We start from the raw sequence: 505 nt of genomic DNA on the forward strand, positions 1-505 counted from the left end.
GATCGCCTTCGTCAGCAGGCGAAACGTCTGGGCGTCAGTGTGGCAACATTGTGCCATCTGGCCTGGGCGCAGGTGTTGTCGCAGACCAGCGGTCAGGAAAAAGTGGTGTTCGGCACGGTACTGTTTGGGCGCATGGCGGCGGGGGAAGGGGCTGACAGCGGCATGGGGCTGTTTATCAATACCTTGCCATTGCGACTGGATATGGATGAGACGCCGGTGCAGGACAGTGTACGGCTGGCACAGTCCCGGTTGGCCGGATTGCTGGATTATGAACATGCGTCACTGGCGCTGGCCCAGCGTTGCAGTGGGGTAGCGGGCGGCACGCCACTGTTTAGCGCCCTGTTGAACTACCGGCATAATGAGCAGCCGCTGATCCCACATGAGGCTGTACCGGGTATCGAATTTCTGGGTGAACAGGAGCGGACCAACTATCCGTTTGTGCTGTCGGTAGAGGACGGAGGTTCTACTCTGGGGCTGACTGCGCAGGTAGTACAGCCGTTTGAGC

1 protein-coding gene is annotated in these 505 nt (G+C 59.6%); it reads left to right on the top strand.

Annotated elements, in window-relative coordinates; translation table 11 throughout:
* Nucleotides 1-505: condensation domain-containing protein (locus ABR397_RS23225; protein ID WP_350307762.1), on the top strand; the 505-nt coding region annotated here is incomplete at both ends.

Origin of the sequence: Photorhabdus viridis (assembly GCF_040256935.1) — a bacterium.
In the GTDB taxonomy this organism is placed as follows: Bacteria; Pseudomonadota; Gammaproteobacteria; order Enterobacterales; family Enterobacteriaceae; genus Photorhabdus; species Photorhabdus viridis.